Below are 22,554 nucleotides of genomic sequence, written 5' to 3' on the forward strand. Positions count from 1 at the left end.
TTCACGCCAAAGGCGGCCGGACGTAGTTCGGCATCATCGAGGAGCATTTCATGTCTTCTGCATTGAAGGTGGTGGCAGTGGTGGGGTCACCGACCAGCTCGGCAACGTCGCGCACGTTGCTGCTGGTGCGGCACTTGTTGGCGTCGTTGCAGCAGCGGGTGCATGCGAGCGTGGAGCTGGTGGAGCTGGCGCCGATTGCGCGTTCGCTGGGGCAGTCGCTGTCGCGCGATGAAGCGGAGCCAGCCGTAGAGCAGGCACTGCAGGCAATCGAGGCGGCCGGTCTGCTGGTGGTGGCGACGCCGGTGTATCGCGGTTCCTATCCCGGGCTGTTCAAGCACCTGGTCGATTTCATCGGGCTGGAAGCGCTGGTGGATACGCCGGTGCTGCTGGCGGCGACCGGTGGCAGCGAGCGCCATGCGTTGGTGATCGACCACCAGTTGCGGCCGTTGTTCAGTTTCCTGCAGGCGCACACGCTGCCGATCGGGGTGTATGCCACGCCTGCCGACTTCGATGGCGAGCACATCAACAGTGCAGCCTTGCAGGCGCGCATCGCACTGGCGGCCGAGCGCGCGGCAGGGCATCTGGCTTCGCAGGCGCTGGCGGTACCGGCGCCGCTGCGAAGGATCGCCTGACGGCATAACCGGCGGCGCTTTGCTTATGGCCAAGGCGCATCTGCATGGCCGGATCTGACCGCCGATTGTCGCCTGGCATCGCCGTGCCGACCGCCGTCATCTCTAGCATCGATATCGAAGCGGCATCGCATTGCCGCCCCCCGATGAGGACGACCCCGTGAGTCTGGACGCAACCGACAAGCCCATCCTGTTCCTGCTCGACCGTGAGTTCGAGGACGGACAGATTCCCGGCCAGCGTTTCTTCTGCCGGCACAGCCTGTTGCTGGAAGGTGCGCTGTCGAGCATCGACGGCCTGGACGCGCGGCTGGACGTGCGCCGCATCGGTTTCGCACGGCCGCGCCGGGAGGTGATCGCCGAGATCGGCGAGCAGGACCAGTCGCTGCCGAAGCTGGTGCTGCCGCAGGGCGTGCGCAGTGACCTCGCGAGTGGCGTGCACCAGGACCGCCAGTACATCTCCGGTGCCGAGCCGATCCTGGCCGCGCTGAACGGGTTGCTCGGCATCCCCGTGGCCCATCCCTGAGCGAGGACGCGACCATGAGCTATCAGATCAGCGTGTTGGACAAGAGCCCGGTGGCCGAAGGCGCCTCGCCGGAGCAGGCGCTGCGCAACAGCCTGCAGCTGGCGCAGCGCGCCGAACAGCTGGGCTATCACCGCTACTGGTTTGCCGAGCATCACGCCGCGCCGACGTTGGCCAGCCCCGCACCGGAAGTGCTGGCGGCCTGGGTGCTGGCGCAGACCCGGCGCATCCGCATCGGCAGTGGTGGGGTCATGCTGCGTCACTACGCGCCGTACAAGGTGGCGGAGAACTTCAACCTGCTGGCGGCGCTGGCGCCAGGGCGCGTGGATCTGGGCGTGGGCAAGGCGCCCGGCGGCCTGCCGGCATCTACCGCTGCATTGGCAGCGGGGCGGCCGGCGTTCACCGACTTCGACCAGCAACTGCGCGATCTTGAGGGCTATCTGTCCGGCGCCGAGGCCGATGTGCTGGCGCGGCCGATTCCGCAGCAGGCGCCGGAGCGCTTCCTGCTCGGTGCCAGCACGCAGAGTGCACGGCAGGCGGCCGAGCTGGGCTGGCGTTTCGTCTACGCCGCGCACTTCGACGGCGACCCGAAGCACATCGAGGCCGCGTTCGACGCCTACCGCAGCGTCTCCTCGCAGCCACCGCTGCTGGCTACGGTGGCCTTCGCCGCACCGACTGCCGAAGCCGCTGCGCGTCATATCGGTGCGCTGCGCGTCTACAAGCTGCACCTCGGTCCCGGGCAGACCGTGAACCTGCCCAGCCCGGAGGCGGCTGCCGAGTACGCACGCCAGGTGGGCGTGGCCGACTTCCGCATCGAGGAAACACGTCCGAGCGTGTTGTCCGGCGATGCGCAGCACGTGCGCGGCGAACTGGACGCGCTGCACCGGCGCTTCGGCGTGGGTGAATTCATCCTCGATGCGCCGGTGGCCGACCTCGACGCACGCCTGACATCCCTTGAACTGCTGTCGCCCGCGCCGCGCGCGGCGGTGGCCTGACCTGCAGGAGCGATTCCATGAGCACCACTCCGCGCCACATTCCGTTCGGCATCATGCTGCAGGGCCCCGGCAGCCATATGCATGCCTGGAAGCATCCGTCCAACCCGGCCGATGCCAGCGTCAACCTGCAGTTCTACATCGACATTGCGCGCACCGCCGAGGACAACGGCATCGCCTTCGGCTTCGTTGCCGACGGCCTGTACATCAACGAGAAGTCGATTCCGCACTTCCTCAACCGCTTCGAGCCGATCTCGCTGCTCTCGGCGCTGGCCACGGCAACGAAGAAGATCGGCCTGGCCGGTACGCTGTCCACCTCGTACAGCGACCCGTTCACTGTCGCCCGCCAGTTCGCCTCGCTGGATCTGCTCAGCGGCGGCCGTGCTGGCTGGAACGTGGTGACCTCACCGTTGGAAGGTTCGGGTCGCAACTATGGCCGGCCGCACCCGGAGCATGCGCTGCGCTACCAGATCGCCGACGAGTATCTGGAGGTGGTGCAGGGGCTGTGGGATTCCTGGGATGACGATGCCTTCGTGCGCGAGCGTGACAGCGGCGCGTTCTTCGCGCCGGAAAAGTTCCGCCGGCTCGACCACAAGGGCCGCTTCTTCCAGGTGGAAGGCCCACTCAACATCCAGCGCTCGCCGCAGGGACAGCCGGTGATCTTCCAGGCCGGTTCGTCTGATGATGGCATCGCGCTGGCCGGCAAGTACGCCGATGCGGTGTTCACCCATTCGCCATCGCTGGAAGAAACCCGCGCGTTCACCCAGAAGGTGAAGAACTCGGCGATCGCGCACGGCCGCAGCGGCAATGACGTGAAGATCTTCCCGGGCATCGGTCCCATCGTCGGCCGCACTGCCGAGGAGGCCGAAGCCAAGTACCAGGCGATTGCCGCGCTGGCCACGCTGGAAGATGCGCTGGCCTACCTCGGCCGCTTCTTCGATCACCACGATTTCAGCCAGTACGACCCGGATGCACCGTTCCCGGAGCTGGGCGACATCGGCAGCAATTCGTTCCGTTCCACCACCGACCGCATCAAGCAGGATGCGCGTGAGAAGGGCCTGAGCCTGCGCCAGGTGGCGTTGGAAGCGGTGAGCCCGCGACCAAACTTCATCGGCACGCCGGAGCACGTGGCCGATGAGCTGATCCGTTGGTTCGACGCCGGTGCCAGCGACGGCTTCATTCTTGGTTTCGCCGCACAGCGCGAGGGCCTCGAGGATTTCGTGACCCAGGTGCTGCCGATCCTGCAGGCCCGCGGCTACCACCAGCGTGAGCTGCAGGGGCAGACCCTGCGTGAGCATCTGGGGCTGCCGTACAAGGCCAGCCGGTATGCGGCCGATGCCGAACCGGCGCGGAAGGCGGGGTAGGGCGATGAGCGGAGAGAATTCGGTCTCGCCCGGCCATGCCCGGCGAGACCCCGCGTCCATCGGTGTGCTGCCCGAAATCGCGGCACGCGCCGAGGCGGCCATCGCGATCCGCCATGACCTGCACCGGCATCCGGAGCTGGCCTTCGAGGAGCATCGCACCAGCGCCCGTGTGGCCGAGCTGCTGCAACAGTGGGGCTATGAGGTCACCACCGGGCTCGGTGGCACAGGCGTTGTCGGCACGCTGCAACGCGGGCAGGGCGGCCGTCGTCTCGGCCTGCGCGCCGACATCGATGCACTGCCGATCCACGAAGACTCGGGGCTGGCCTACGCCAGCCAGAACGAAGGGCTGATGCATGCCTGTGGCCACGATGGGCATACCGCCATCCTGCTGTCCGCCGCGCATTACCTGGCCCATCACGGCAATATCGACGGCACCCTGCAGCTGGTGTTCCAGCCGGCCGAGGAGACGGGTTCGGGCGCATCGAAGATGATTGCCGACGGCCTGTTCGAGCGCTTCCCGGTGGACGCGATCTATGGCCTGCACAACTGGCCGGGCGTGCCGGTGGGCCACTTCGGCTTTGTCGATGGCCCGGCGATGGCGTCGGTGGACTGGGCACGGCTGAAGGTGATCGGGAAGGGTGGCCACGGTGCCGAGCCGCAGGGCAGCGTGGATCCGATCCTGGCCGCCGCGCACATCATCACTGCGCTGCAGAGCGTGGTGTCGCGCAATGTCGATCCGCGGCAGATGGGCGTGGTCACCGTCGGCTCGATCCACGGCGGCCAGGCCGCCAATGTGATTCCGGACGTGGTCGAGCTGAAACTGACCGTGCGCGCCTACCTGCCGGAGGTACGCGACACCCTGCGGCGCCGGGTCACCGGGATTGCCGAGCAGACCGCTGCCGCGTTCGGTGCGCGCGCCGAGATCGAGTTCCCGCGCGGTTTCCCCAGCGTGATCAACCACCCGCAGCAGACTGCCTACATCCGCGAGGTGGCGCTGCAGGGCTTCGGCAGTGAAAACGTAGTGCCCGAATTCGCGCCGCGCACCGCCAGCGAGGATTTCGCCTTCCTGCTGCAGGCGCGGCCGGGCAGTTTCGTGTTCGTCGGCAACGGCGACAGCGCGCCGCTGCACAGCCCGCGCTACGTGTTCAACGACGCCGCAATCGCACCCGCCGCCAGCCTGTGGGCACGGCTGGCCGAAGACTATCTGGTGAAGGACGTGGCATGAGCAGCAACGAACGCTTCTTCTACACCTCGGTGGATGATCCGCTGGCACGGCCTCTGTTCGATGGCCTGGAGCAGGAATACGACAGTCGCTACGCCGATGTGCGCCGACGCATCGGCGGCAGCGCTCGCGAGGAACTGCAGCGCTACCCGGCGCAGGCATTTGCCGCGCCGGTAGGGGCCTTCGTACTGTTGCTGCGCGACGGTGTGGCAATCTCCGGCGGTGCCTTCATGCCGCACCGTGATCCCGACACCGCCGAGTTCAAGCGTATCTGGACGCTGCCCGGGCTGCGCCGGCAGGGCATCGCCCGGCGCGTGCTGCAGGAACTGGAAGAGCAGGCGGCGCGCCAGGGCTATCGGCGCGTGTTCCTGACCACCGGCTTCCGCCAGCCTGAAGCGGTTGGCCTGTACCTCAGCCATGGTTACACCGCGCTGTTCGATCTGGATGCGGATCCCGAAACCATTGCGCACCTGCCGTTCGAAAAGCACCTGCGGGCAGCGACGCCCGTCATCGTGCCTGCGCAGACCCAGCTGCAAGGAGCCCACGCGTGAGCACGCCTTCGACCGCGCTGGATGGCATTGCAACCCGGCCCGCGCCAGCGCCCGCGTTGAAGATCGTGCCGGCCCGGCATCCGCTACAGGTGTTCGGCACAGTACTGGCACTGGCGCTGATCCTGATCGGGCTGCAGTCCGTACTGGGTAATCCGCGCTGGGGCTGGGGCACCTTCGCTGAGTGGTTCTTCGCACGCCCGGTGCTCGAGGGCCTGGGCCGCACGCTGCTGCTGACCGCGCTCGGTACCGGTCTCGGTTTCGCACTGGGCACCTTGCTTGCGCTGGCCCGCGTCTCTGGTTCGCCGCTGCTGTCGGCGGTGTCGTGGGGCTACGTGTGGTTGTTCCGCTCGATCCCGCTGCTGGTGCTGTTGCTGCTGCTGAACAACCTGGGCTACCTGTACAGCACCATCGAGCTGGGCGTGCCGTTCACCGGCATCAGCCTGTTCTCGTACCCGACCACGCAGCTGATCGGTGTGTTCACCGCCGCGGTGCTGGGCCTGACCCTGAACCAGGCCGCGTTCTCGGCCGAGGTGATCCGCGGTGGCATCCTCTCGGTCGACCACGGCCAGTACGAGGCCGCGGCCGCACTCGGCCTGCCGCGCGGTCGCCAGGTGCGCCGCATCATCCTGCCGCAGGCAATGCGTTCGATCCTGCCGGCCGCGTTCAACGATGTGATCGGCCTGGCCAAGAGCACCTCGGTGGTCTACGTGCTGGCGCTGCCTGAGCTGTTCTACACCGTGCAGGTGATCTACCGCCGCAACCTGGAAGTGGTGCCATTGCTGATGGTGGCCACGGTCTGGTACTTGGTGATCCTGACCGCGCTGTCGCTGCTTCAGCGCCGCGTGGAGCAGCGCTTCGCGCGCGGCCAGCTGCAACGCGAACGTTCGGTGTCGCGGGTGTCATCGCCCCCGCGTGTGCAGAGCGAAGCCGCGCCGCGCGTGGCAAGCCGCCCGCGCATCGCCACGCAGGTGGAAGCGGGCGAGGGCGCTGCGGTGTCGCTGCATGGTGTGGGCAAGGTGTTCGGCGAGCAGCCGGTGCTGGAAGACGTGAACCTGGAGCTGCGCGCTGGAAGCGTGACGGTTCTGATCGGCCCGTCCGGCGCCGGCAAATCCACGCTGCTGCGGCTGATCAACCACTTGGAGCGTGCCGACAGCGGCTATGTGACCGTGGGCGGCCAGCTGATCGGCTACCGCCGCGATGGCGACACCCTGTACGAACTGCCCGAGCGCGAGATCCGTCGCCGTCGTGCCGAAGTGGGCATGGTGTTCCAGGGCTTCAACCTGTTCCCGCACCTGACCGCATTGGAGAACATCATCGAGGCGCCAATCGCGGTGCGCGGTGTGCCGCGCGCGCAGGCCGAGCAGCAGGCGCGCACGCTGCTGGAGCGGGTCGGCCTGGCCGACAAGGCCGATGCCTTCCCGCGCCAGTTGTCCGGTGGCCAGCAGCAGCGCATCGCGATTGCCCGCGCGCTGGCGCTGCAGCCGAAGGTGCTGCTGTTCGACGAACCGACCTCGGCGCTGGACCCGGAGCTGGTGGCTGAAGTGCTGAGCGTGATCGAAGAACTGGCCCGTTCGGGTACCACGCTGGTGATCGTCACCCATGAGCTGAGCTTCGCCCGCCGCGTGGCCGACCACGTGGTGATGATGGACCAGGGCCGGGTGATCGAGCAGGGCACGCCCGAGGCCCTGTTCGAGCGCCCGCGCCAGCAACGCACCGCCGATTTCCTGGCCAAGACCCTGTAACCCCGGAAGGAACACCATGAGCCCTGCAGCACCGCGTCGCCCCTCGCGCAGCACCTTGTTGATCGCAGGGGTGCTGGTCATCGGCATCGCCGGCATCGTCTACTCGCGCGTGCGCCAGGCCCCGGATGCCGGCGCCGTGGCCGCGACCAGCCTGGCCGGCGCGAACACCGCCATCCTGAAGGGCACGCTCGACGCGAAGGCGCAGGCCTTGATTCCGGCTGGCTACCGCTTCGTCACGCCGGGGGCGTTCACCGTGGCGACCCATCCGGGGCAGCTGCCGCTGGCCGACTATGGTGCCGACAGCAAGGACGTGGTCGGCATCGAGCCCGACATTGCGCGCCTGATCGCCGATGCGCTGGGCCGGAAGCTGGTGATCGTGCCGGTGGCGTGGGCCGACTGGCCGCTGGGGCTGGAATCGGGCAAGTACGATGCGGTGCTGTCGAACGTGACGGTCACCGAGGAGCGAAAGAAGAAGTTCGATTTCTCCAGCTACCGTTACGACCTGCTGGGCATCTACACGCGCACTGATGGGCCGATCCAGAAGATCGAAAAGCCGGCCGACGTTGCCGGGCTGAAGGTGGTGGTCGGTGCCAGCACCAACCAGGACCAGATCCTGCGGCAGTGGGACCAGCAGAACATTGCTGCCGGCTTGAAGCCGGTGGAGTACCAGTACTTCGATGACGCGGTGGTCGGCCGGTTGGCGGTGATCACCGGGCGGGCCGATGTCTCGTTCGAGCCCAATGCCACCGGCGCGTACTCGGCACGCGACGGCAAGGTGCGGCGCGTGGGCCTGTTCCCCGGCGGCTGGCCGAACGCTGCGGCGATCTCGGTGACCACCCGCAAGGGCAGCGGCCTGGCTGATGCGGTGACGCAGGCGCTGAACACGCAGATTGCCAGTGGTACCTATGCGCAGGCGCTGAAGCGATGGAACGTGGCCGAGGAAGCTGTGCCGCAGTCGCAGACCAACCCGCCGGGATTGCCGACGCTGCAATGACACCGGGCGTGGCCCGGCGGGCCCCTGTAGACTGGCGCATGGTGATCGGCGACATGCAGTCGAGCAAGCTCGCCTCTACCAGCGCGCCTCCAGCGTTCTGAACGGTTTCGCCAGCCGCACACCCTCGGCATCGAAGTCGGAAACGCTACGCCCATCCACACGCACCGTCTTCGGCATGGTGCGCGCCGGCCACCAGACCTTCACTGCCGTTCCGCTGCGCAACCCCTTGCCCAGCGTGACCGTCAGCATGCCGTCGCGCTGCCGCGCCTGCATCTGCAACGTGCCATACGCGGTCGGCAGCCGCTCCACCGCCAACCCATCGCCCGCCACCCACGACGGCGGCGTGCCCGGCAGCAATGACAACGCATCATCGTCTTCGCGCATCAGCATGCCGAACAGCGTGCGGCCGTACTCGGCACCAATCCAGGTATGCGGCATGTCGCCCAGGTAGCGGGGGAAACGCAGCCGCGAGTGCACGACCTCGGCCAGTACCTGCCACTCAAGCGGGCGCCGATCATGCAGCAGTCCCTGCAGCAGCTCATCGGCAACCTGCGGTTGGCCCAGGTGCACATAGCTCAGCACGTTGCGGATCTCATACGGCGTATAGGCGTACAGCGCATCGGGCTGGCTGCGCTTGCGCACATCCTCCAGATAACGCGCGAAGGTGGTCTTCAACGCCTCGGCGGGCAGCACGCTCTGCGTGCCGGTCGGGTCCAGTGCGATCGATACCCCGGTGGGGTCGCCATCGCCCAGGTCGGCCGAGGAGGGAATGAAGTCGATGCCCTTCCACGCCATCGTCGCCCGGATAGAGGCGTGCAGCGCGTCGTAGAGCAGCGTGTACTGTTCGCGCGCCCAACGGGCGGTTTCATGGTCGCCCAGCGACTCGGCCAGCCACGCGCCGTCGTGCCAGCCCTTCAGTCCCCAGTAGTCATCCCAGTAGCTGTGGGTGGGCGACGGATATCCCTCATGGCTGATCGACGGCGCAAGGATGCCCGCGAATCGCTTCGGCGCCGGCTGGTCGGCCTTGTAGCCGGGCACCAGCGTGCGCTCGCGCAGTTCCTGCAGGAAGCGCAGCGCCGCTTTCACTTTCGGCAGATAGGCACGTACCGACTCGGGCCCGCCATCGAGGCGCGCGACATCGGCCACCAGCGTCACGTACTGGCCCTGACTGTCGTACTCGATGTCCGAACCAAAACCGGTGTTGACACTGCCATCGTCGTTGAGGATCGGCGAGACCAGGCCGTTGGCATGCACGCCGTGTTCGCTGTACCAGGCCAGGTAGTCGCGCGCGACGCGTGCTTCGCCCATGCGCAGCAGCACCGCCGAGGTGGCCATGCCGTCGCGGATGAAAGAGCGGTTGTAGTTGCGGGGCCCGGGCTGCATGGCCGGGCCGGTCTGGTTGATCAGCATGTAGGCGGCCTGCGCGCGCAGCATGTCGACCAGCGAAGGATCGGGCAGGCGCAGCCCGACTTGGCCCAGCCGTGCCTGCCAGTCCGCGGAGGCTTGCGTGGCCAGGGAATCGAACGCCGTATTGGCATCGCGGGGCAGCGTGGCCAGATCGAGCGCAGGCGCCTCGGGCAGTGCGCCCTTGCTATCGGCGGCGGCAGTACCCAGCGGGAACGCGACCACGATGGCATCGCTGGTTCCCGGCGCCAACGAGACGCGGTAGTTCAACGCAGCCGAGGCAAGACCCTCGTCGTCGCGCGCCTGTTGCGTGGAGGGCAGCTGGCCGGCAGCGAGGGTCGCGGTGATTTCCGTTGCGCCATCCCTGCCAAACGGCGCCGCGCCGGACGCAGTCACCGGCGTGAGCGACTGCAGCAGCGTGCGTCCATTGATGCGCACGGCCTGTCCATCGATCGCCACATCGCGGATGGGTGACAGCCCGCCGTTCTGCCACGGTGGATTCATCTGCATCGGGCGCACGACCAGGCTGAGCGTGCCGTCGATGCGGGTCTTGCCGGTGTTGTGCAAGCGATGGCGGAGGAAGGTGACCGGTTGCCCGTCGCGTTCGATGGCGAACACTTCGCTGCGCAGCTCCAGGCCGGGCTGCGGTGACCAGGTGGCGGAGGGCATCGGCTTCCAGCCATCACGCAATGCATGCTGCACGTTCTGCCCGGTGGCACCTGCGGCACGCCCGTCAGCGCTACGCCAGAGTGGCTGCACCAGCGGCGCGCCCTTGAATGCTTCCAGGTTGCCGTACTCGTCGAAGATCGATTTCTGTCGCCCGGCATGCACGCCGACGGCGGTCCAGTAAGTCTGCTGCATCTGCAGCGAGGCCGGGAACAACGCGCGCTGCGCACCACTGGCGGCAATCTGGTACTGCTTCATTGGCGTCATCACGGCTTTCGGGCCGAGCAGGCGCAGGCGTGCCACCTTTGGTGCAGATCCATCCACGCTCAGGCGGAATGCACGCACGGCCTGTGCGGCGTTGGCGGCCAACCAGCTCTGGCGGTGGCTGGCCGCCTGCGCATCGTGCGCGAGGTCCTGCCACCGGCCCTGTGCATCCTGAACCTGCAATCGGGCAGGGCCGCGGTTTCCATCAGCCCAGTCGACCACCAGACCAGCCGTCGATTGAGCCTGCGGCAGCGTGATCTCTAACGCATGGGATCCATTTGTCCCGGCCGGCATCGGAACGGTGCCGCCGCCTTGCCAGAGCGCTGCTGCCTGCGCTGCATCGATACCGCTGATGCGTGCGCTGAGCGTGCTGTCCAGCGGCTCCATCTCGAAGATCGACACGCCCCAGTCGGAAGTGCGCTGCGGACTGGCCAGCCGCAGATAGCGCGCCTGCCGCGGCGCGAAGTACAGCGTTTCCACATCGCCCAGTGAATCGGCCATCGTGTACGCGGTCTGCCACTGCGTGCCATCCAGTGAGGTCTGCAGCGAATAGCCTTCCGGAGTGGAGACATCCCAGGTGAGGCGCGCGCCGGCCAGCAGGGTGGGTGCGCCCAGGTCGATCTGGAACCAGTGGCCGGGGCTGAAGGCGCCGCCGGTCACGGTCTTCGGGTCGCCGTCGATCAGGTGGCCGATCGCCATCGCCGGCACCTGCTGCGAGGAACTGCTGGCCTGCCATTGGCTGCGCGGGGGGAGTGCCTGTGCGCTGGAGGCCAGGGCGGCCAACAGCAGGGCAGCGGCAGGGCGCAACGGGAAAAGCGGTGTGGAGACCTTGGAGCGTTCGGCGCGCAACGTCATTACTGGCAGCCTCGCAGGATCGACCGGAATCGGGCGAGCGCTACGCTAGCAAGGGATGTAATCGGTTACATGACGCACTGCAGCGCCGCTGGACGCTGGCCCCGCCATCACGGGAGGGCTGACGGATGTGGCTCTGGACGTGTAGCGCGGATTGGCTAGGGTCACATCGCAAGTCTTTTAGTTTGGTTGTCATTTGACAACTTACGTGAGCCGTGTGCAGACTATGGAGAACAAGGAATGTCTCGAGCGCGTCATCCAGACAAGGACATCGAAGCGGCGTTGCAGTTCGCGGAGGACCGCGGGTGGAGGCTCCGTATGGCGGGCGGCCATGCGTGGGGCCGGATGTATTGCCCTTACAACGACACCGATTGCCGATGCGGGGAGTTCTGCATCGTGAGCGTCTGGAGCACGCCGCGAAGCGGCAGCCATCATGCAAGGGCCTTGCGGCGTGTGGTCGAGAACTGCAGTCGTGAGCAATGAGATCAGGCTTCGTCAGAAGCGAAGGGGTCAATCATGGAATTCAACTTCACCCTGAAGTACCGCTTGCCGGACACAGGCAATGAAATCGGCGTCCTCGAGCAGCGCCTGGCCGAAGGCGGCTGTGACGACGCGCTTGTGGGCCTTGGGCTGCCGGGACGGCTGGCCCTGGCGTTCTGCCGCGAAGCAGACAGCGCAGGGGCTGCCCTGCGTTCGGCGCTGGACGATGTGCAGCGGGCCGTGCCCGGTGCCGAACTGGTTGAAGTGAGCCCCGATCTGGTGGGGCTCACTGACGTCGCAGACCTGCTCGGAATGTCGCGCCAGAACATGCGGAAGCTCATGCTGGCCAACCCGCAGTCGTTTCCGTCCCCCGTGCATGACGGCTCGACCTCGATCTGGCATCTGGTCGACATTCTCGGTTGGCTGCGAGCGCGCGGCAGCGGGAAAGTCACGACGGAAATGACCGAGCTCGCCGCCGCTGCGCTGCAGATCAATCTGGCCCGGGAAGGGCGCAGGCTTCACCCGAAGACGTAGCAGCGGCCAGAATCGGAGCCCATCGCATTACAGCTCCACCGTCTCCCACCATCGCGTACCCGCCTGCGGCGCCTGCATGTCCAGTGCTTCGCCCATCATCGGCGTGGCCACCGGCACGTTCTTCGCGGCCGCCAATGCCGTGATGCGTTCGAACGGCTGCTGCCATGCGTGCAAGGCCAGATCGAAGGTGCCGTTATGGATCGGCAGCAGCCACTTGCCGCGCAGGTCCAGGTGCGCCTGCAGCGTCTGTTCCGGCTGCATGTGCACGAACGCCCAGCGTGGGTCGTACGCACCGGTTTCGATCATGGTCAGGTCGAACGGACCGTACTTTTCGCCGATGGCCTTGAAGCCGTCGAAGTAACCGGTATCGCCGCTGAAGAAGATGCGGAAGTCGCCGTCCTGGATCACCCATGACGCCCACAGGCTGCGGTCGCTGTCGCCCAGCCCGCGGCCGGAAAAATGCTGGCCCGGGGTGGCGGTCAGGCGCAGGCCGCTGGCTTCGGTGGATTGCCACCAGTCCAGCTGTTCGACCTTGCTGGCATCCACGCCCCAGGCGATCAGCTGGTCGCCGACGCCGAGCGGTGCAATGAAGCGCGCGGTCTTGCCGGCCAGCTGCATCACCGCTGCGTGGTCGAGGTGGTCGTAGTGGTTGTGCGAGAGGATCACGCCGGCGATCGGCGGCAGATCGTCGATGCTGATCGGCGGCGCATGGAAGCGGGCCGGGCCCATCCACTGCACCGGCGAGGCGCGCTCGGAGAACACCGGGTCGGTCAGCCAGTACTGGCCGCGCAGCTTCAGCAGGATCGTGGAGTGCCCCAGCCGGAACAGGCTGCGGTCCGGTGCAGCATCCAGTGTGGCGCGGTCCAGCGGCTGCACTGGAATCGGGTGCGCGGGCACGGTGCCCTTGGGTTTGTTGAAGAGGAACGTCCACCAGATCTCCAGGCCGTCGCGCAGGCCCATCGCTGGACGGGGCAGGGCATTGCGGAACTTGCCATCACGGTACTGCGGAGACTCGGGGAAGTCGGGGAGGGACCAGGACTTGCAGAAGGTGTAGGCGGTCACGGCGAGGATTCCAAGCAGGAGGACAAGGAGCAGGCGCTTCATGGGTGACGTCCGCTGAGTACACTGCACAGTGTAGTTTCGGGTTTTCCAAAAGTACACTACCAAGTGTAAAATGGAGGCATCCGTTCAGTTATCCGGTTTCTGCCATGCCCCGTGCCCCACAACGCCTGACCGACCGCAAACGCGAGGCCATCGTGCGCGCGGCGGTGGAGGAGTTCCGTGCATCGGGCTACGAGGCGACCAGCATGGACCGCATCGCCGAGGTGGCCGGGGTCTCCAAGCGCACCGTCTACAACCACTTCCCGAGCAAGGAAGCGCTGTTTTCGATGATCCTGGAGGAGCTGTGGGAACGCAGCGTGGCCAGCGACACATTGCCGTACCGCGCCGACCAGCCGCTGCAGGCGCAGTTGCTGCAGTTGCTGGGGCAGAAGCTGGAACTGCTCAGTGATGCCAACTTCATCGATCTGGCGCGGGTGGCGATGGCCGAGATCATCCACTCACCGGAGCGTGCGCAGGCCATCGTCTGCCGCATGGGCGAGAAGGAAAGTGGCGAGAGTGCGTGGATCCGCGCGGCCATCGCTGACGGCCGGCTGCGCGAGGTCGATCCGGAGTTCGCCGGCCACCAGCTGCACGGGCTGGTGAAGAGCTTTGCGTTCTGGCCACAGGTGACGATGGGGCAGGCGCCGTTGAACGCAGAGGAGCGTGCACGCGTGGCCGAATCGGCGGTGGCGATGTTCCTGGGTTTCTACGCGGTCTAGCTGGCGGCGAAGCGGAGGAACTCGTCGGCCGGCAGCGCCGCCGAGTACAGATAGCCTTGGCCGACATCCACGCCCAGGGCCCGCAGCTTCTGCTCCTGCGCCAGGGTTTCGGTACCTTCGGCCACCACGATCGCGCCGCAGCGGTGCGCAACCTCGACGATGAAGCGCACGATCGACTGCGACTTGGCGTCGGACAGTGTGGCGATCAGCGCCTGTTCGATCTTGACCTCGGCGATGGCCAGCTGCGAGAGCAGGATCAGGGTTGAATAGCCAGCGCCGAAATCATCCAGCGACAGGGTGACCTCTGCCGCCAGCAGCTGTGCGATGTTGGCATCGACCGCGTCGCGCTCGACGATCTCGGTCCATTCGACAATCTCAAGGCGCAGCATCGCACCGGGCACATCATGCAGCTGCAGCAGTTCCTGCAGGCGCAGGCCGAAGTCGGGCAGGCGCAGTGACTCGGCCGAAACGTTCACTGCGATCTTCAGCTGCCAGCCATCGCGTCGGCACTGCTGCAGGAAGTGGATGGCCGACTGCAGCGTGGCCCATTCCAGTTCGGCCAACCGCCCATGCCGACGCAGCAGGGAGATCACGCGCATCGGTGCGATCATCCTGCCCTCGGTATCGCGCATGCGCAGCAGTGCTTCGGCGCCGACCAGTTGGCGATCCTGCAGGCGATGCTTGGGCTGGTAGCACAGCGGTGCGTCGCCCTGCTGCAGCCAACGTTCGAGAGCGACTTCGATCAGGGCGTCGATCTCGCTGTCGCGCTGGATCGGGTCGTCGAAGAACACGACGCCGGATTCGATCGCACTCAGTGCAACGGTGATCGCACGGAACGGAAGATGTCCTTCGTCGGCATCTACGGGGGGCTTCAATTCGACTACTGCACAGCGGAACAGCGGCCGGAAACCGGGCCAATCGCGGCCGACCTGCTCGGCCAGGTTGCTGGCCAGCTCGGTGATCTGGGGCTGCGTGCGCAGTTCGGACAAGGTCAGGTCGCGCACCAGGATCGCCAGCGTGGCATCGCCGAACTGGTAGATCTCCAGTTGCGCGGACGGCAGCGAGGGCAGCAGCCGATGTACTTCTTCGGTGCTGTCGCGCTGCCAGATACCGTTGTCCTGCAGCGGACCATAGCGCAGGCGCAGATCGCGCAGGTTTCCCATCTCGGCCACGATCAGGCAGGCCTTGCCGATGCCGTCGTTGTCGCGCCAGTAGTGCTGCAGGCGTTCGCCGAGCGCACGCATGTTGGGCAGGCCACTGATCGGATCGATGCGCAGCCAGGCCTGTTCGCGCTGGCGTTGTGCATCAATCTGCGCATCGTTGTAGACCAGTGCGAACACCGCGCCGAGCATCAGCAGTGATAGTGGCAGTGCCAGCAGGCGCTGGATTGCCAACTCCTCCACGGGTAGCTGATGGGCGCCGATGATTGCTACCCCCAGTGCCAGGCCCAACGCAGTGACGACGATACGAACGCCCCAGGCCTGCAGGATCAGGCGCAGCGAGAGTTCATTGAGCATGCGCGGGTGCAGGCGCCTGCGCAGCCAGACGCCGGCCAGCATCTGCAGCGTGGCCTCGAGGCCGGCAGGCAGGAAATACTGGATGCCGGCGAACTGGTAGCGGGCCAGCAGGCTGGCGCCCAGGCAGGCCAGGCCACCGCGCCAGCCGCCGAGCAGGCCGCTGACCAGCAGGATGTCGAAACCCAGGTGGAGCTTGACCACGCCCTGGCTGTAGCGGGCCACGAACCAGGAATTGAACAGGTAGATCAGGCCCAGCGCCACGCCCACATACAGGCGGCGGCCTTCAATGGCGTGGCCGGCGCGGCGGGTGGCGATCAGCAGCACGCCGATCATGCCGATCACCGCCGTGGCCTGCAGCAGGTACAGCGGCAGGCTGGGCAGGGCGCTGTCCAGGACCTGGGCCGAGACCCGTGAAAGCGCATCCATAGCAGGTTCCCGCCTGTGACCGACGGCCGGTGACGAGCAGCGTAGTCGCAGCAGCGCGCAGGTTCAATTGCAGCGGTCGTTTCCGGGAAGGAGGTGTTCGGCCATGAAATCGACAAACACCCGAACACGCGGCTGCTGATGGCGATGGCTTGGCCAGAGGGCCCAGAAGGTGCTTCGCTCGGTGCTCCATGGGTCCAGAACGCTGACGAGCGAACCGCGGTCCAGCGCATCACGCGTGGCGAAGTCGGGCAGGCACGCAATGCCATGGCCATCGATGGCCATGTGCAGGATCGTCTCAAGATGATTGGCGGTCATTGCGGCAGTCAGCCGGGTTTCAGCGCCTCCCTCACGTGCGGGCAGTGGCCAGCGTTCGATCAGGCCGGTGCCGGGAAAGCGATGGAGAAGGCATGCGTGGCCGCTCAGCTCGTCCGGGTGCTGCGGCGTGCCGCGCTGGGCGAAGTACGCAGGGGCGCCCACGCACAGCAGGCGGGTACTGCCGAGGTTGCGGCCGTGCAGCCGGGAGTCGGCGGGGCTGCCTGTGCGGACGACGGCATCGAAGCCCTCCTCGATGACATCGACCAGGCGGTCGCTGAAGTGCAGGTCGAGTTCGATGGCGGGGAAGCGCTGCGCAAACGCCGAAAGCACCGGCAGCATCAGACCGCTGGCGAGTGGAAGACTGACCTTCAGGCGACCGCTGGGCGCGGCCTGGGCATCGGTCAGTTCGCGTTCTGCCGCAGCGACCTCGATCATGATGCGGCGGCAGCGTTCAAGGAACTGCTCGCCTTCGGCAGTCAGGCTGACGCTGCGGGTATTGCGATTCAGCAGGCGGGCGCCCAGGCGCTCTTCCAGCCGGGCGATGGTCTTGCTTGCGGCCGAAGGGGTGATGCCACGCTGTCGTGCTGCGGCCGCGAAGCTGCGTGCCTCGGCGACCAGAACGAAGAGGCTGAGACCGGCAAAGCTGTCCATGACGTGGCCATTGATGACGTTTGTGTCATTAAAGCATGGAGCGAATGACGGATTCTTACGCAATAGCGTCGTCCATAGCATCAATGCGGTGGCGCTTGGCCACGCTCGAGTTTCATCGACATGTCTGTTGCCTCTGCTGAGACGGCCGGATCATCACGCTTTGGCGTGGTGCTGGCAGGCTGTCTGACGGCGCTCACCATTCCCTTGAGCATTGCCAGCCCTGCCGTGGGCATTCCTGCCATCCGGGACGCGCTGGGCGGTTCTCCTGCGGCGTTGTCCTGGATCATCAACGCCTACCTGTTGACCTACGGCTGCACCACGCTGGTGGCCGGTGGACTGGCCGATCTGCATGGCAGGCGCCGGATCTGGATTATGGGCGGCGCGTTGTTTGCACTCGTCACCGGCCTGATTCCCTTGATGCCCGATGTGGCGTGGATCAATGTCCTGAGACTGCTTCAGGGGATGGCGGCGTCGGCAGCGTTTGCCGGCGCGATGGCGTCGCTGGCGCAGGTGTTCGACGGCCAGGCGCGGGCAAGGGTGTTCAGCCTGATCGGCACCACTTTTGGTGCAGGGGCCGCAGGCGGTCCGCTGTTGGCGGGCGGGTTGATCGATGCGCTGGGCTGGGAATGGGTGTTCTTCCTGCCTGCGTTGCTGGCGGCCCTGACCGTACCGCTGGTCGCCCTGTCATCCGCCGAATCGAGAAACGCCGGTTCGCCACGCCTGGATTGGCTGGGGGCCATCACCTTCATGCTGGCGCTGGGCTCACTCACCTACGCCATGATCGTGCTGCCGGAACGTGGCCTGCTGCATCCGCAGACGCTGGTACTGCTGGCGCTCTCGGTGGTGCTGCAGGGCGTGTTCATTGCCGTTGAGCGCTCCCATCGAACACCGCTGCTGGATCTCGGGCTGTTCCGCAACCGGCGTTTTGTTGGTGTGCAGATTCTGGCCGCTGCCCCTGCGTTCTCCTACGTCGTCCTTCTGGTCGTGCTGCCGGCTGGCTTCATTGGTGTTGAAGGACTGCGACCCACCGAGGCTGGACTGGCGATGGCAGCGCTGTCTGCACCCTTGCTGGTTGTTCCCCTGGTTGCCGGCTACCTGCTGCGCTGGATTCCGGCGCGGACGCTGTGCTGTGCGGGCCTGCTGATCGGTGCGCTTGGGCTGGCATGGCTGGCGCAGGTGTTCCAGTTCCCGTCGGTGCGCTGGATGCCGATGCTGGTCATCGGAATCGGCATCGGCCTTCCCTGGGGGATCATGGATGGCCTGGCGGTCAGCGTGGTCGGCAAGGAGCAGGCCGGCATGGCCGCTGGCATCTTCAATGCGATGCGACTGGCAGGCGATTCCATTGCCCTCGCGCTTGTCGGCATCATGCTCTCGGCCCGGATTGGCGGGGACATGATGCTGGAGGCCGGCGTCGTGGCCCGTGCCGCCGTGCACAGGCTGTCCATGGGCGACCTTGGCGGAGCGGTGGAGGCATTGCCCGGCGTTTCGAGAACGGCGCTTGCCCAGGCATACGTGGAGGCCGTCCGTGGCCAGCTGTTTGCCCTGGCGATGGCGACCGTGCTGGCCGCCATCGTGCTTGGGTACCTGTTGCGCGAAGAGGTCGAGCCTGGCCTGAGCAGGGGTAGTCAGTAGCGCGGGTCGGCGATGGCCGGCAGCACCAGTTCGCGCACGAAGCCGGACGGTGACAACTGCAGCAGCGCGCGCACCATCGCAACGACGTCGTGCACCGGCACCAGTTCACCGTCGCCGCGCGCTGCGGCCTCTGCCACCGGCACCGACAGTGCATCGTCGGTGTTGAGGTAGCCCAGCTGCAGGCTGGTCACCGCCAGGCGCCGATCGCGGAAGCCCTCGCGCAGTGCATCGGCGATGCCGTTGAGTGCGAACTTGGATGCACCGAACGCCACTTCCGGGCGGCCGCTGCGCGGCAGTGCCGAGGTCGAGCCGGTCAGCACCAGCTGCGGGCGTGGCGCGCCCAGCACCCGCGGCAGCAGGCGCTGCAGCAGCACCAAGGTCGCGGTGATGTTGACGTCGACCAGCTGGGTGAGCGCGGCATCGCTCTCGTCGAGGAAGGCGTACTCGTCGCTGAAGGCGGTCTCTTCCCAGATGCCCAGGTTGTGGATCAGCACATCCAGATCGGCCGGTGCCTGCGCTGCGATGTGATTGGCAGCCAGGGTGGGTTGGGAGAGATCGGCCTCGATCCACTGCAGGGTGACACCCTCGGGGCATTCAAGGTCGCGCGGACGGCTGCGCGAAACGCCGATGACGGTGTCGCCCGCACTGCACAGGCCTTCCACGAACGCCCGACCCAGGCCCCTGCTGGCGCCGATGACCATCAATTTCATGTTGCTTCCTTGTTGTACTGCGGCGGCCTCAGTCGGCAGCCAGAATGGTGTCCCAGTCGGCGAACGCGCGCAGGCCGCTGCGCTCGGCGGTAATGATCGAGGCGGTGTTGTCGAGCTGGCAACGGTACTGAGGCTGCAGCCCGGCAGCCTGCGCGGACACGGCCATGGCGTGTACCAGCTGGCGCGCGTGCCCGCGACCGCGGGCCTCGGGCAGGGTCAGCACGCCCATGTCGGCCAGGGCTGGATCCAGGCTCCACGGGTACATGCTTCCCGCGGCAACCAGCCGCTCGCCATCGAAGGCGCCGAACACCTGCCAGTGGTCCAGCTCGACCCAGGCGGCATCGAGATCCTCTTCGCTGGCGTTGGCCTGGAACACCTCGAACGCGGCTGCGTCGGCCGGGTCGAGACGGCGGATATGTAGTGGTGCAGGGCGCGCGGCCAGGGCCGCAAGTTCTGCGGCAGGGAAGTAGAAGACACGATCCGCACCATGCGTGCGCTGGCCGAGCTGCTGCAGGCGCTGTTGCAGCTGTGCCAGCGTCCAGTGCGGTTGCGCGTGCACGTGCAGGCGAGCCGCCAGGGCAGGGCGCAACAGTGCGCGAGCGGGGCCCACGACCGGCTGCAGCAGCATGCCGTCCTCGCCCTCATCGAAATCATCGCTGCACGCCAACTGCAGCTGTGGATCGTCCCGCAGCGTGCGCTGCCCGGAGAACACGCCGCGCCAGGTCGCATCGATCAACGGGGCAAACACATCATCCATGACCGGTGTCTCGCTCAGTGCCGGGGCAGGTCCACCTGCAGGCCGGCGGCCTTCCATTCGGGGTAACCGGCGGCGAGCCGCTGCGCGGTCAGTCCGGCCTCGCGCAGCATCGCCACCGCATCGTTGGACAGCACGCAGTAGGGACCGCGGCAGTACGCGACAATGTGGACGGCACGCGGCAGTTCGTCCATCCGTGCACGCAGTTCCGTAACGGGAATGTTCAGCGCGCCGGGCAGGTGGCCCAGATCGAATTCCTCGCGCGGCCGCACATCCAGCAGCACCACGCTGCTGCGTTGTTCCAGCAGCTGCTCCACGGTCAGTCCTTCCAGCGCATCGCGGCGCTGCAGGCTGTCGTGGATCACGCCGTGCATTTCGCTGCGCTGGTGGTCGGCATAGTCGCGCAGTGCGGCCAGCAGGTTGCCCAGCGGGCCATCACCGCTGCGGTAGAGGATGCGCTTGCCGTCACGGCGGGTCTGTACCAGGCCGGCACGGCGCAGCTGCTGCAGGTGCTGGGAGGTATTGGCCACCGACAGGCCGGTCAGTTCAGCCAGGCGTTCCACGGCGCGCTCGCCTTGGGCGATGTGCTCCAGCAGGGCCAGGCGATGGGCATGGCCGAGCGTGCGGGCGATCTCGGCCAAGGCCTCAAGCGGTGAGGGTGGTGGCTCTGTTGCAGCGTTCATGCGGGGCACGCTAGCATCGCTCTATCATTCAAGCAAATAATTGAAGGTGTGCGATATGCTTGGCCAGGCGACATTCGTGATGGATGCGGTGGTAGTCGGCGTGGGAGCGACCGCAGTAATGGACCTGTGGGCGGTGGTGCAGCGGCGGCTGTTCGGCATTCCCTCGTTGGATTTTGCGATGGTCGGGCGTTGGCTGGGGCACCTGCCACGCGGGCGCTTCCGCCACGATGGCATCGGCCGCGCGGCAGCGGTCGGTGGCGAGCGCGCGCTGGGGTGGACCGCGCATTACGTGATCGGTGTGGTGTTCGCCACGTTGTTGCTGGTCGTGGTCGGGAGCGATTGGGGGCAGGCACCCACCCTGTGGCCGGCGCTGGCCTTCGGCATTCTCAGTGTTGCCGCGCCGTTCTTCATCCTTCAGCCGGGCATGGGTGCCGGCATTGCCGCTTCGAAGACCCCGGCGCCGGGCAAGGCACGCCTGCGCAGCCTGGTGGCGCACAGCGTGTTCGGCGTGGGCATGTACCTTTCCGCGCTGCTGTTGGCCGCGGTTCGTGCAGGGTGAGCGAAAATCGGTGGGGTCACCGGCAACAGGAACACCCCGGCATGGAAGCACCTGATCCCTTCGCTGATGGCATGCCGCTACCGTGGGCATGGCAGGAAACGTTGGCCGATGCGCGCATCGAGCGGCAGTCGATCGGCGTGTCGCGCGCGGATGTAGCCCGTGTGCAACGGCCGGGGCAGGCCGATGCCTTCGTGAAGTCGGAAGTGATCGACGCCTTCAGTGAGCTCGGTGATGAGATCGCGCGCCTGCGCTGGCTGCAGGAACAGGGACAACCGGTACCAACGGTAATTGCCACCGCCGAAGAAGCGGGCCGGCGCTGGTTGCTGATGAGCGCGCTGCCCGGCCGCGACCTGGCTTCGTCGCCGGAACTCGCGCCGCAGCAGCTGGTGGAAATGCTGGCCGACGCGCTGCGCGGGCTGCATGCGTTGCCGCTGGCAGCCTGCCCGTTCGACCAGCGACTGGCCTCGCGCCTGCAGGCCGCGCAGGCCCGCGTCGAAGCGGGCTTGGTGGATGCCGATGATTTCGATGACGAACGCTTGGGCCAGAGTCCGCAGCAGGTCTTCGCTGAACTGTGCAGCACCCGGCCCGATCATGAAGACCTGGTGGTCAGCCATGGCGATGCCTGCCTGCCGAACCTGATGGTGGTCGAGGGGCGTTTCAGCGGTTTCATCGACTGTGGGCGACTGGGTGTTGCCGACCGCTACCAGGACCTGGCGCTGGCCGCGCGCAGCCTGGTCCACAACTTCGGCGACACGCGTTGGGTGGCGCCGTTGTTCCAGCGCTACGGCATGGTTGCCGACGAACGACGGCTGGCGTTCTACCGGTTGCTTGACGAATTCTTCTGAGCCCGCGCCTGGCTGGCGATGGCCGCGCAGATCAGGCCACCCACCACGCTCAGATGTTCCAGCGCGAAGAACAGGGCCAGCTGCTGTTCCGCGCCGTGCTTGGTCCAGAAGGTATGCACGACGACGATGGTCAGCAGCATGAACACTGCCAGCGCGCCGCTGCCCAGCCAGAGCAGGCGATCAAGCAGCAGGCACAGTGCGCCGCCCAGCAGCACCACGGCGCTGGCGAGGTTGAACAGCACAGGCGGTTGCAGCCCGGCGGCCTGCATTTCGGCCACGCTGTTGTCCCACGCCAGCAGCTTGGCCAGGCCCGAGGACAGGAACACCACGGCCAGCAGCAGCCGGGCGAGGAACCACAGCACGCGGCTGTCGAGCAGGGTGGCGATCATCCGTGGCATGCAGGAACTCCGGGTTGAGCGTTGGGCGGG

21 protein-coding genes are annotated in these 22,554 nt (G+C 66.8%); 13 read left to right on the forward strand and 8 right to left on the reverse strand.

Annotation, left to right across the window (positions count from 1 at the left end; all coding sequences use genetic code 11):
* Nucleotides 1-50: 50 nt before the first annotated feature.
* From msuE to ACSYAO_RS08825, 8 genes are all read left to right on the forward strand, one after another.
* Nucleotides 51-632: an FMN reductase gene (msuE, locus tag ACSYAO_RS08790; protein WP_012479981.1), complete on the forward strand. Its 582-nt coding sequence runs from the start codon at nucleotides 51-53 to the stop codon at nucleotides 630-632.
* Between the two features lie 157 nt (nucleotides 633-789).
* A complete protein-coding gene (locus ACSYAO_RS08795; protein ID WP_044570017.1) occupies nucleotides 790-1,152 on the forward strand; it encodes a DUF3088 family protein in 363 nt (120 codons plus the stop codon).
* Nucleotides 1,153-1,166: 14 nt separating this feature from the next.
* Nucleotides 1,167-2,144 (forward strand): MsnO8 family LLM class oxidoreductase, encoded by a 978-nt coding sequence (locus ACSYAO_RS08800; RefSeq protein WP_076738949.1) that lies wholly within the window; start codon nucleotides 1,167-1,169, stop codon nucleotides 2,142-2,144.
* A 17-nt stretch (nucleotides 2,145-2,161) separates the two neighbouring features.
* On the forward strand, nucleotides 2,162-3,505 hold the full coding sequence (locus ACSYAO_RS08805; RefSeq protein ID WP_012479984.1) for an LLM class flavin-dependent oxidoreductase: 1,344 nt from the start codon (nucleotides 2,162-2,164) through the stop codon (nucleotides 3,503-3,505).
* Nucleotides 3,506-3,509: 4 nt separating this feature from the next.
* Nucleotides 3,510-4,730: a M20 aminoacylase family protein gene (locus ACSYAO_RS08810; protein ID WP_065184098.1), complete on the forward strand. Its 1,221-nt coding sequence runs from the start codon at nucleotides 3,510-3,512 to the stop codon at nucleotides 4,728-4,730.
* The gene (locus ACSYAO_RS08815) at nucleotides 4,727-5,278 is read left to right on the forward strand and encodes a GNAT family N-acetyltransferase (RefSeq protein ID WP_060380885.1); all 552 of its coding nucleotides are present in this window, start codon (nucleotides 4,727-4,729) and stop codon (nucleotides 5,276-5,278) included. Before ACSYAO_RS08810 ends, ACSYAO_RS08815 begins: the two co-directional genes overlap by 4 nt.
* Nucleotides 5,275-7,020 carry an amino acid ABC transporter permease/ATP-binding protein gene (locus ACSYAO_RS08820; protein ID WP_099562582.1) on the forward strand — a complete coding sequence of 582 codons (1,746 nt, stop codon included), beginning with the start codon at nucleotides 5,275-5,277 and terminating at the stop codon, nucleotides 7,018-7,020. The genes ACSYAO_RS08815 and ACSYAO_RS08820 overlap by 4 nt, the downstream gene beginning before the upstream one ends.
* A 16-nt stretch (nucleotides 7,021-7,036) precedes the next feature.
* Nucleotides 7,037-8,014 (forward strand): ABC transporter substrate-binding protein, encoded by a 978-nt coding sequence (locus tag ACSYAO_RS08825; RefSeq protein ID WP_076738951.1) that lies wholly within the window; start codon nucleotides 7,037-7,039, stop codon nucleotides 8,012-8,014.
* A gap of 75 nt (nucleotides 8,015-8,089) precedes the next feature.
* Here the strand turns inward: ACSYAO_RS08825 and ACSYAO_RS08830 are convergent, their stop codons facing one another.
* Nucleotides 8,090-11,203, reverse strand: coding sequence for a discoidin domain-containing protein (locus tag ACSYAO_RS08830; protein ID WP_076738952.1), 3,114 nt, complete (start codon nucleotides 11,201-11,203; stop codon nucleotides 8,090-8,092).
* A gap of 513 nt (nucleotides 11,204-11,716) precedes the next feature.
* On the opposite strand from ACSYAO_RS08830, the gene ACSYAO_RS08835 reads away from it, so the two are divergent.
* Entirely contained in the window at nucleotides 11,717-12,214 is a 498-nt protein-coding gene (locus ACSYAO_RS08835) for a helix-turn-helix transcriptional regulator (RefSeq protein ID WP_012479990.1), read from the forward strand.
* Between the two features lie 27 nt (nucleotides 12,215-12,241).
* On the opposite strand, the gene ACSYAO_RS08840 is transcribed toward ACSYAO_RS08835, so the two are convergent.
* Nucleotides 12,242-13,318, reverse strand: coding sequence for an MBL fold metallo-hydrolase (locus tag ACSYAO_RS08840; protein WP_076738954.1), 1,077 nt, complete (start codon nucleotides 13,316-13,318; stop codon nucleotides 12,242-12,244).
* Between the two features lie 104 nt (nucleotides 13,319-13,422).
* Here ACSYAO_RS08840 and ACSYAO_RS08845 point away from each other — a divergent pair, with 104 nt between their 5' ends.
* Nucleotides 13,423-14,034 (forward strand): TetR/AcrR family transcriptional regulator, encoded by a 612-nt coding sequence (locus ACSYAO_RS08845; RefSeq protein ID WP_076738955.1) that lies wholly within the window; start codon nucleotides 13,423-13,425, stop codon nucleotides 14,032-14,034.
* Here the strand turns inward: ACSYAO_RS08845 and ACSYAO_RS08850 are convergent.
* Nucleotides 14,031-15,977: an EAL domain-containing protein gene (locus ACSYAO_RS08850; protein WP_076738956.1), complete on the reverse strand. Its 1,947-nt coding sequence runs from the start codon at nucleotides 15,975-15,977 to the stop codon at nucleotides 14,031-14,033. The two genes, ACSYAO_RS08845 and ACSYAO_RS08850, sit on opposite strands and share 4 nt — an antisense overlap.
* 63 nt (nucleotides 15,978-16,040) lie before the next feature.
* Nucleotides 16,041-17,024 (reverse strand): LysR substrate-binding domain-containing protein, encoded by a 984-nt coding sequence (locus tag ACSYAO_RS08855; protein WP_425522461.1) that lies wholly within the window; start codon nucleotides 17,022-17,024, stop codon nucleotides 16,041-16,043.
* 84 nt (nucleotides 17,025-17,108) lie between these two features.
* Between ACSYAO_RS08855 and ACSYAO_RS08860 the strand changes: the two genes are divergently transcribed.
* Nucleotides 17,109-18,575 (forward strand): MFS transporter, encoded by a 1,467-nt coding sequence (locus tag ACSYAO_RS08860; RefSeq protein ID WP_253189380.1) that lies wholly within the window; start codon nucleotides 17,109-17,111, stop codon nucleotides 18,573-18,575.
* On the opposite strand, the gene ACSYAO_RS08865 is transcribed toward ACSYAO_RS08860, so the two are convergent.
* From ACSYAO_RS08865 to ACSYAO_RS08875, 3 genes are read right to left on the reverse strand one after another with little or no spacing between them, the layout of a single operon-like run.
* Nucleotides 18,569-19,285, reverse strand: a complete 717-nt coding sequence (locus ACSYAO_RS08865) for an SDR family NAD(P)-dependent oxidoreductase (protein ID WP_005413133.1) — start codon at nucleotides 19,283-19,285, stop codon at nucleotides 18,569-18,571. The two genes, ACSYAO_RS08860 and ACSYAO_RS08865, sit on opposite strands and share 7 nt — an antisense overlap.
* A gap of 28 nt (nucleotides 19,286-19,313) precedes the next feature.
* Complete coding sequence (locus tag ACSYAO_RS08870; protein WP_059034257.1) at nucleotides 19,314-20,042, reverse strand: GNAT family N-acetyltransferase; 729 nt, start codon at nucleotides 20,040-20,042, stop codon at nucleotides 19,314-19,316.
* 14 nt (nucleotides 20,043-20,056) lie between these two features.
* On the reverse strand, nucleotides 20,057-20,722 hold the full coding sequence (locus ACSYAO_RS08875; RefSeq protein ID WP_005409356.1) for an ArsR/SmtB family transcription factor: 666 nt from the start codon (nucleotides 20,720-20,722) through the stop codon (nucleotides 20,057-20,059).
* 55 nt (nucleotides 20,723-20,777) lie between these two features.
* Here ACSYAO_RS08875 and ACSYAO_RS08880 point away from each other — a divergent pair, with 55 nt between their 5' ends.
* Nucleotides 20,778-21,281 (forward strand): DUF2938 domain-containing protein, encoded by a 504-nt coding sequence (locus tag ACSYAO_RS08880; RefSeq protein ID WP_076738959.1) that lies wholly within the window; start codon nucleotides 20,778-20,780, stop codon nucleotides 21,279-21,281.
* A 41-nt stretch (nucleotides 21,282-21,322) separates the two neighbouring features.
* Nucleotides 21,323-22,126 carry an APH(3')-II family aminoglycoside O-phosphotransferase gene (locus tag ACSYAO_RS08885; protein WP_005409358.1) on the forward strand — a complete coding sequence of 268 codons (804 nt, stop codon included), beginning with the start codon at nucleotides 21,323-21,325 and terminating at the stop codon, nucleotides 22,124-22,126.
* Here ACSYAO_RS08885 and ACSYAO_RS08890 read toward each other — a convergent pair.
* Nucleotides 22,099-22,524 (reverse strand): DoxX family protein, encoded by a 426-nt coding sequence (locus tag ACSYAO_RS08890; protein WP_060380028.1) that lies wholly within the window; start codon nucleotides 22,522-22,524, stop codon nucleotides 22,099-22,101. The two genes, ACSYAO_RS08885 and ACSYAO_RS08890, sit on opposite strands and share 28 nt — an antisense overlap.
* Between the last annotated feature and the right edge of the window lie 30 nt (nucleotides 22,525-22,554).

Source organism: Stenotrophomonas sp. STK16_22 (genome assembly GCF_051984505.1).
Taxonomy (GTDB): Bacteria; Pseudomonadota; Gammaproteobacteria; order Xanthomonadales; family Xanthomonadaceae; genus Stenotrophomonas; species Stenotrophomonas maltophilia_A.